7 protein-coding genes and 1 tRNA gene are annotated in these 8,252 nt (G+C 38.0%); 4 read left to right on the top strand and 4 right to left on the bottom strand.

All coding sequences use genetic code 11. From position 1 onward, the window contains the following. Positions 1 to 54: 54 nt before the first annotated feature. The 4 genes from clpX to AAC026_RS19685 form a co-directional block, all read right to left on the bottom strand. Positions 55 to 1,284, bottom strand: a complete 1,230-nt coding sequence (gene clpX / locus AAC026_RS19700) for an ATP-dependent Clp protease ATP-binding subunit ClpX (RefSeq protein WP_339701795.1) — start codon at positions 1,282 to 1,284, stop codon at positions 55 to 57. Positions 1,285 to 1,288: 4 nt separating this feature from the next. After that, a complete protein-coding gene (locus tag AAC026_RS19695; protein WP_053225082.1) occupies positions 1,289 to 1,963 on the bottom strand; it encodes an ATP-dependent Clp protease proteolytic subunit in 675 nt (224 codons plus the stop codon). An 86-nt stretch (positions 1,964 to 2,049) separates the two neighbouring features. Beyond that, positions 2,050 to 3,381 carry a trigger factor gene (gene tig, locus AAC026_RS19690; RefSeq protein WP_339609854.1) on the bottom strand — a complete coding sequence of 444 codons (1,332 nt, stop codon included), beginning with the start codon at positions 3,379 to 3,381 and terminating at the stop codon, positions 2,050 to 2,052. Between the two features lie 63 nt (positions 3,382 to 3,444). Next, positions 3,445 to 3,526: transfer RNA gene (locus tag AAC026_RS19685), tRNA-Leu, on the bottom strand. A 114-nt stretch (positions 3,527 to 3,640) separates the two neighbouring features. Here AAC026_RS19685 and AAC026_RS19680 point away from each other — a divergent pair. The 4 genes from AAC026_RS19680 (at position 3,641) to AAC026_RS19665 (ending at position 8,103) form a co-directional block, all read left to right on the top strand. After that, positions 3,641 to 5,860, top strand: a complete 2,220-nt coding sequence (locus AAC026_RS19680) for a bifunctional (p)ppGpp synthetase/guanosine-3',5'-bis(diphosphate) 3'-pyrophosphohydrolase (protein WP_339701793.1) — start codon at positions 3,641 to 3,643, stop codon at positions 5,858 to 5,860. Between the two features lie 154 nt (positions 5,861 to 6,014). Further along, positions 6,015 to 6,473 (top strand): transcriptional repressor, encoded by a 459-nt coding sequence (locus AAC026_RS19675; RefSeq protein ID WP_339701791.1) that lies wholly within the window; start codon positions 6,015 to 6,017, stop codon positions 6,471 to 6,473. A 12-nt stretch (positions 6,474 to 6,485) separates the two neighbouring features. Further along, positions 6,486 to 6,833 (top strand): STAS domain-containing protein, encoded by a 348-nt coding sequence (locus AAC026_RS19670; RefSeq protein WP_339701789.1) that lies wholly within the window; start codon positions 6,486 to 6,488, stop codon positions 6,831 to 6,833. 1 nt (position 6,834) lies between these two features. Then, positions 6,835 to 8,103: an adenylosuccinate synthase gene (locus tag AAC026_RS19665; RefSeq protein ID WP_339701786.1), complete on the top strand. Its 1,269-nt coding sequence runs from the start codon at positions 6,835 to 6,837 to the stop codon at positions 8,101 to 8,103. Positions 8,104 to 8,252: the final 149 nt, after the last annotated feature.

Here is an 8,252-nt window from a genome sequence, read left to right as displayed (position 1 = left end):
CCTGATTACCTGATTACCTGATTACCTGATTACCTGATTACCTGATTACCTGATTTAAGCCACCTTCAACTTCTTAAACTTCGATTTCTCTAGCTTTTCTTTAGCGTATTCTAAATCGATTTCAAGCCTGTTGTTTTTAGTGTCAGATGGCATTTCAAACATAGCATCAGTCATAATGGCCTCGCAAATTGAGCGTAAACCACGAGCACCTAATTTGTATTCAAGTGCTTTTTCTACAATATAATCTAGTGCCGAAGGTTCGAAAACAAGCTCCTTTTCTTCCATTTCAAACAACTTAGTATACTGCTTTGTAAGCGCGTTTTTAGGGTTGGTTAAAATGTCTTTAAGAATCTCGTTGGTCAAAGGATTTAAGAAAGTAACGATTGGTAAACGTCCAATTAGCTCTGGAATCAAACCAAAGTTCTTTAAATCTTGAGCATTGATGTATTGATGAAGATTCTCTCTATCATAATCCTCTTTGTCATCTTGTGCCGAGATAAAACCAAGTGGTTGTGTGTTCAATCGGCTAGCAATATGTCTTTGAATACCATCAAAGGCACCACCGCAAATGAAAAGTATGTTTTCGGTATTTACCGAAATCATTTTCTGATCAGGATGTTTTCTTCCACCCTGAGGGGGAACATTAACATTTGTTCCTTCTAATAACTTTAAAAGTGCTTGCTGAACACCTTCTCCACTTACATCACGAGTAATAGACGGATTGTCAGATTTTCTGGCAATTTTATCAATCTCATCAATATAAATAATACCTCTTTCAGCCGACTCTACATCGTAGTTGGCTGCCTGAAGTAAACGAGTAAGAATACTTTCAACGTCTTCACCCACATAACCTGCCTCAGTTAATACAGTAGCATCGGCAATACAGAAGGGTACTTGAAGAATTTTAGCAAGGGTTCGGGCAATGTAAGTTTTACCTGTGCCCGTTTCCCCCACCATAATAATGTTTGATTTTTCAATCACAATATCGTCATCAATCTTTTGTTGAGTCAAACGCTTATAATGATTGTAAACCGCTACAGAAATAACCTTTTTGGCTTCGTCTTGCCCCACAACGTACTGATCGAGATGTTTTTTCATCTCCATCGGTTTAATTACGTTGAACCTAGGCTTAGACTCATCGGCACTTTTTGTTTTTAATTCCTCGGAAAGAATTTGATTCGCTTGAGTAATACAGTGATTACAAATGTGCGCATGAATACCTGAAATCATCAGGTCTACATCTTTCTTATTTCTTCCACAAAAGGAACAGGTTACTTCTGCCATAATCTTATTTTTTTGGTCTAATCAAGACCTCATCAATCAATCCGTATTCTTTAGCTTCTGAAGCCCTCATCCAATAATCTCTATCAGAATCCTGCTCAATTTTCTTGTAGGTTTGTCCTGAATGACTAGAAAGAATATTATAAAGATCTTTCTTTACCTCAAGCGTTTGCTTCAATGAAATCTCCATATCAGAAGCCTGACCCTGCATACCGCTCATTGGTTGGTGGATCATGATTCTAGAATGTGGTAAAGCGGCTCTTTTGTTAGCAGCTCCACCAGCCAATAGTACAGCCCCCATTGAAGCGGCTAAACCAGTACATATTGTAGCTACGTCTGGACCAACATAGTGCATAGTATCGTAAATACCTAAACCTGCATAAACTGACCCGCCTGGGCTGTTGATGTACATTAAAACATCTCTTTTAGGATCAACTGACTCTAAGAATAACAACTGAGCAGTAATAATATTGGCAATATTATCGTCAACACCCATTCCTAAGAAAATGATTCTATCCATAATCAAACGTGAAAACACGTCAATTTCGGCAAATCTAGTCGGACGTTCCTCAATTACCGATCGGGTCATATTCTGTATATAATTAGAATAATCGTCAATCGCAGTTCCACTCACACCTTGATTGTGAATAGCATATTTTCTGAATTCGTTTTTATCTATCATGTTTTTATTAGAGAATTGAACTGAACAAATTTAAAAAAAAAGCCCTTCGTTCAAAGGACTTTAATTTCAACAAGGTTGTTATTCGTTTAGTTCTCAACGATCTCCTTAAATTTTTCTACATCGACTTCTTTAGATTTGATCTCGATTTTATCCTTAATCAATTCCATCACTTTAGTCTCCTGTACTTGCTCGGCCATTTTCATGTAGTTCTGACCATTTTCTCCTTTAAGGTAATGTTCAACAAAAGAATCCATTTGCTCTGCAAACTGGCCCATTCCTGACCCGGCAAATTGCTGTGCAATCATAGCGCGTGTAGCCTCTTGGATGTCGGCATGCTCAGGCTTTAACTCATTTTCTTTAGCTATTTGGCTAGAAATCAAGTTCCAACGCAATTGATCAGCATAGATTTCATACTCGTTTTCAATGTCTGCGTCAGTTACTTTGCCTTCGCCTGTTACTTTCAACCATTCTTTCAAGAACTCATCTGGCAAGTTGATTTTGGTAACTTTGATTAATTCGTCTTGAATAGTTTTATTTAAGAAAGCGTCCGTTTCACGAGCGTAATTAGCTTCGATCGTTTCTTTCACTTTCGTTCTAAACTCTTCTGCTGTTGAAACAGTGTTAGGACCGAAAGTTTTATCGAAAAGCTCTTGATCTAATTCAGCAACTTCTTTTCTGTTGATATTTTTCACAACAAAAACAAAAGCATCATCAAGATCAGCTACTTCATCAGCAGTTTTTCCTAAGTGAGAAGCTACTTGAGCGTCATCCTTAAAGAGTTTCTTTAGATTAACCTTGATTTCGTCACCCGACTTCTTTCCTACAAACTTCTTAGCGTTGGTTTTGGTGAAATCAGAAGGATCAATAGTCGTATCGTTTTCGATATCGCCATTTTCTTGCTTCAAGGTTCCGTAAAGCAAATCACCCTCTTCACTTACTTCAGGATTGGTCATTTTACCAAACTGAGTTCTTACGTTCTCAATAGACTCGTCAAGAACCTTGTCGTCAGCCTTAATAGTATAAGAAGTTACTTTCACCTTTTTGTCTAAAGACAAAGCGAACTCTTCTACCAAACCAATATTGTATTCAAATTCAAAATCAGATTGAGTATCCCAGTCAACAGACTCAATTTGTTTTTGATTTGGAAGTGGTTCTCCAAGAATTTTCAAATCGTTTTCACGAATGTAATCCTGAATAGCATGTCCCACTATATGGTTGATTTCTTCTACTAGGATAGACTTTCCGTACATCTTTTCGATAAGACTCTTTGGCACTTTCCCAGCTCGGAAGCCTTTGATCTGCGCCTTTTTTCCGTAGTCTTTGATTTTGTCGGCTACCTTTGATTGGTAATCCGCTTCATTTAAATTAACTTTAATTGAAGCTACATTTGAAGCTTTTTTGTCTAACGTGATATCCAAAACCTGTCAATTTTTGTTGGTACGAATAAAAAACCCCCAATCGGAAGATCGAGGGTTTATTTGTGCGGATAGAGGGACTCGAACCCCCATGCCGTAAGGCGCTAGATCCTAAGTCTAGTGCGTCTACCAATTTCGCCACATCCGCGTGCGTTTGTTAAATGCGACTGCAAAGGTACACTAAAAGAGAAATAATTCAATAGCTGAAAATCTTTTTTTATAAATATTATTGATCGAAAATTACACTGGCTAATTTTAATGTATGATAGCAGTTGATGCAGAAGAAGAAAGAAAGGAAATTATTAGGAGGTATCGTAAGCTATTGCGCAGAGCAAAGCCTTTTTTAAAGGATGATGATGCTAAATTGATTAAAAAGGCGTTCAACACATCACTTGAGGCCCATAAAGAAATGCGAAGGAAATCTGGGGAGCCTTATATCTATCACCCCTTGGCCGTAGCGCAAATTTGTGTTGAAGAAATTGGTTTGGGCACAACATCAATTGTGGCAGCCCTACTTCACGATGTAGTAGAAGATACAGAAATAGAACTAGATGAAATTAATGCAGACTTTGGTCCCAAAGTAGCCAAAATCATTGACGGCCTGACCAAGATTTCAGGAGTATTCGATCATGGGAGCTCCCAGCAGGCTGAAAATTTCAGAAAAATGCTATTGACCCTGTCAGAAGATGTAAGGGTAATATTAGTAAAGCTTGCCGACCGTCTTCATAATATGAGGACTTTGGGAAGTATGCCCAGGCATAAACAGTTAAAAATTATTTCTGAGACTATATATATATATGCACCACTTGCACATCGTTTGGGGCTCTATACAATAAAGTCTGAACTCGAAGACCTTTGGCTAAAATATACAGAAGAAGATGTTTATGCCGACATAGCCTCCAAGATTGCTGAAAGTAAATCCTCGAGAAATAGATTTATTAGAAGCTTTGTGGCGCCTATTCAAGAAGAACTCAACCGTACTGGAATCAACTTCGAGGTTAAAGGGCGCCCAAAATCTATTTATTCCATTTGGAATAAAATGAAAAAACAGAACATTCCTTTTGAAGAAGTCTATGACCTGTTTGCCATTAGAATTATTGTAGATACCGACCATGAACATGAAAAGAACGCTTGTTGGCAGGTATATTCAATAGTCACAGATTTCTATACGCCAAATCCTGACAGACTCCGAGACTGGATAAGCACACCAAAAGCCAATGGCTACGAATCCCTACATACTACAGTGATGAGTAGAGCAGGAAAGTGGGTCGAAGTTCAAATTCGCGCAAAACGAATGGACGAAATTGCCGAAAAAGGATACGCTGCCCATTGGAAGTACAAAGATGGAGCACCTACATCCCACGAATCTGGTTTAGAACTCTGGATTCAGAAGGTAAGGGATATGCTCGAACAAAATGACACCAATGCAATTGAGTTTGTAGACGACTTTAGAGCCAATCTATTTAGTGATGAAGTTTTTGTTTTTACCCCAAAAGGGGATTTGAAAATATTGCCAGCAGGAGCTACAGCCTTAGATTTTGCTTTCGACATTCATACAGAAGTAGGAGCAAAGTGTTTAGGAGCCAAAGTAAACAATCGATTAGTTCCGTTAAACTATGAGCTAAAAAACGGAGATCAGGTAGAAGTGCTTACCTCATCCAAACAAAAACCAAATGAAGATTGGCTCAGGTTTGTGGTAACCTCCAAAGCCAGGTCTAAGATTAAAGATTCGCTTAAGGATTTCAAAAAGCAAGCCGCCATTGATGGGAAGGAAATTGTACAGCGCAAGCTTAAGCAAATGAAAGTTCCTTTTGATGGAGATGTTGCAAACCAGCTTCGAGCTTTTTTTGAGGAAAAAACAGTTACCGAATTTTACTATAAAGTAGGGAAGGGTATTATCGACCCTTCAGAAATCAAGAAATACAAAGACTTTAAAGTCAATACAAAATCTCAAAGAGCCAAATCAGAACAGCTAAGTGATTTTAGTGATGACTTTAGTAAGATAAAAACTACCGAAAAAGATATCCTTCTAATTGGTGAAGATATGGATATGGTAGATTATCGTCTTGCCAAATGCTGTAATCCAATTCCGGGTGATGATGTTTTCGGCTTTGTAACCGTAAATGAAGGAATAAAAATTCACCGAACTACATGCCCCAATGCACCAGAATTACTCTCCAATCATGGCAATAGAATAGTAAAGGCCAAATGGATGTCAGAACAGCAAAATGCATTTTTGGCAGGTCTTCGTATTATTGGCACCGATAGAGTAGGTTTGATGCGAGATGTAACAGACTTAATTTCAAGCGAACTTAAAGTCAATATGCGATCCATCAGTATTGATACTGAAACTGGAATTTTTGATGGGCAAATCATGCTTTATATAAATAACACTAAGCACTTAGACGACATGAGCCGTAAGCTGGAAAAGATCAATGGTGTAATGAAGGTGACTCGTTTCGAATCAAAAGATTTAAAATAAGAACCAGAAGTAATACTAATTGGTTGTATCAGCCCACACCTATCGCTTTAGCTCTTTTCTATCTATATATAATAGAGTTAATTTCCGATAGATACGATCCTAATGAGTGAAATAAGTTTAGAGTTATATATTTGCACTTTGAAGCACGAGAAGTATGTCGCTGAAGCCTGAGGTATTTGAACAAGTAAAAAAGATTTTTACTGCCTTTTTGGAGAATAAAGCACTAAGAAAAACGCCCGAAAGGTTCGCTATTCTTGAGGAGATTTATTCCAGAGGGGGGCATTTTGATGTAGAGTCACTCTATATCTCAATGAAGAATAAAAACTACCGAGTATCAAGAGCCACAGTATACAACACATTAGATTTGTTAGTAGAATGTGATTTGGTAAGCAAACATCAATTCGGAAAAAACTTAGCCCAATACGAAAAATCATACGGCTTTAAACAGCACGATCATATCTTAATGTTAGACTCAACAGAAGTGCTTGAGTTCTGCGACCCAAGAATACAGAATATTAAAAATACGCTCGAAGAAATGTTTGATATTGAAATCATGCATCATACACTCTATTTTTTCGCAAAGCCAAAAAAGAAAACAGAGTCCAATAATTAAACAAAAATTAAAATGGATTATAGTTCAAAAATAGATTCTGAGGTGCTAATACTTTCCTTACAAGGAAATCTTATTGGTGAAGAAGTCGGAGTTGCCCTGCTAAAAGAAGCAGACAAGGCAATTGGAGAAGGAGTAAAATACTGTATAATCGATATTAACGAAGTAAAGTATATTAACAGCAGTGGAATCGGTGTCTTGATCACAATTCTGACTAAGTTTAGAAATCAGAGCGGAGAGGTTTGCATTGTAAACCCTTCAGAACATGTGAAAAAGCTATTGATAATAACGAAGCTCAACGCCATATTCAATATTGAAAACACATTGGCCGAGGCAATATTAAAATTAAAATCAGAAAACTAGAATGAAGGTTGATGTACTCTTAGGCTTGCAATGGGGAGACGAAGGCAAGGGAAAAGTAGTTGATGTACTAGCTCCAAAATACGATGTTGTAGCCAGATTCCAGGGCGGGCCAAATGCTGGTCATACGCTCGAGTTTGACGGACACAAACATGTATTGCATCAAATTCCTTCAGGTATATTCCGTGAAAGAATACGAAACATAATCGGAAACGGTGTAGTGCTCGATCCAATCGTTTTCAAAAAAGAAATAGAAGGCCTATCTAAATTCAATATTGATTTTAAGAAAAACCTCTTCATCTCTAAGAAAACACAGCTCATATTACCAACACATAAGTTGTTAGATGCAGCCTATGAGCAATCAAAGGGAAAAGATAAAATCGGTTCCACATTGAAAGGGATCGGCCCTTCTTATCAAGATAAGGTGGCCCGTAACGGAATCCGAGTAGGAGATATCGTAGCCCCTGATTTTGAAGGAAGATACCGTAACCTAGTGAAGAAGCACCAAAACATTCTGAGTCATTACGATTTCGAATACGATTTGGAAGAAGCAGAAGCACCATTTATTGAAGCGATCAACTTCCTAAGAGATTTCAATTTGGTGAATAGTGAATATGTGATTAACGAATGCATCCGTTCAAGCCAAACTGTTTTGGCCGAAGGAGCACAAGGCTCTTTGCTCGATATTGATTTCGGAAGTTACCCATACGTAACCAGCTCAAATACAATGACTGCAGGAGCTTGTACGGGGTTAGGAGTCGCGCCAAGAAATATTGGAGAAGTCTTTGGTATTTTTAAAGCATACTGTACCCGTGTAGGAGGAGGACCATTCCCTACCGAACTGTTCGATGAAGTTGGGAAGAGAATTCAAGATGAAGGCCATGAATTTGGAGCCACCACAGGTCGTCCTAGAAGATGTGGTTGGTTAGATTTGCCAGCACTTAAATATGCCATCATGATCAACGGAGTAACACAACTCTTTATGATGAAGGCCGATGTTTTAAGTATCCTTGATGAATTGAAGATATGTACTCATTATAAACTTTCAGACGGGACACTAACAGAAGAAATGCCATTCCAGCTTTTAGATGAAGAAGTAACCCCTGTTTACAAAACCTTTAAAGGCTGGGCTACCGATGTTAGAGATGTAAAGCAGTATCGTAATCTGCCTTCTGAACTGGTTTCTTATATTGAATATATTGAAAAAGAAACAGGCGTGCCTATTACAATAGTCTCTTTAGGCCCAGATAGAACAGAAACAATAGTGAGGTAAGATATACCTATCTATAAAGAAAGAGCCCCAGTTAGACATCGTCTAGCTGGGGTTTGTTGTTTTAAGTAGTTGTTCTGGATAGTTAAACTATCTCTCCAGAATCTGCTTTTGTTGAGTTGACGTTTTTACTTCAGCCCATTGTAAGGTCA

Origin of the sequence: uncultured Roseivirga sp., from assembly GCF_963973945.1 — a bacterium.
Classification (GTDB): domain Bacteria; phylum Bacteroidota; class Bacteroidia; order Cytophagales; family Cyclobacteriaceae; genus Roseivirga.
The sequence above is the reverse complement of the archived record's forward strand: the minus strand, read 5'-3'. Positions and strand labels throughout refer to the sequence as shown.

Excerpts from the sequence above, each read along its gene's own strand:
- clpX (WP_339701795.1), bottom strand. The coding sequence starts at position 1,284 with ATGGCAGAAGTAACCTGTTCCTTTTGTGGAAGAAATAAGAAAGATGTA.
- AAC026_RS19695 (WP_053225082.1), bottom strand. The coding sequence starts at position 1,963 with ATGATAGATAAAAACGAATTCAGAAAATATGCTATTCACAATCAAGGT.
- AAC026_RS19680 (WP_339701793.1), top strand. The coding sequence starts at position 3,641 with ATGATAGCAGTTGATGCAGAAGAAGAAAGAAAGGAAATTATTAGGAGG.
- AAC026_RS19675 (WP_339701791.1), top strand. The coding sequence starts at position 6,015 with ATGTCGCTGAAGCCTGAGGTATTTGAACAAGTAAAAAAGATTTTTACT.
- AAC026_RS19670 (WP_339701789.1), top strand. The coding sequence starts at position 6,486 with ATGGATTATAGTTCAAAAATAGATTCTGAGGTGCTAATACTTTCCTTA.
- AAC026_RS19665 (WP_339701786.1), top strand. The coding sequence starts at position 6,835 with ATGAAGGTTGATGTACTCTTAGGCTTGCAATGGGGAGACGAAGGCAAG.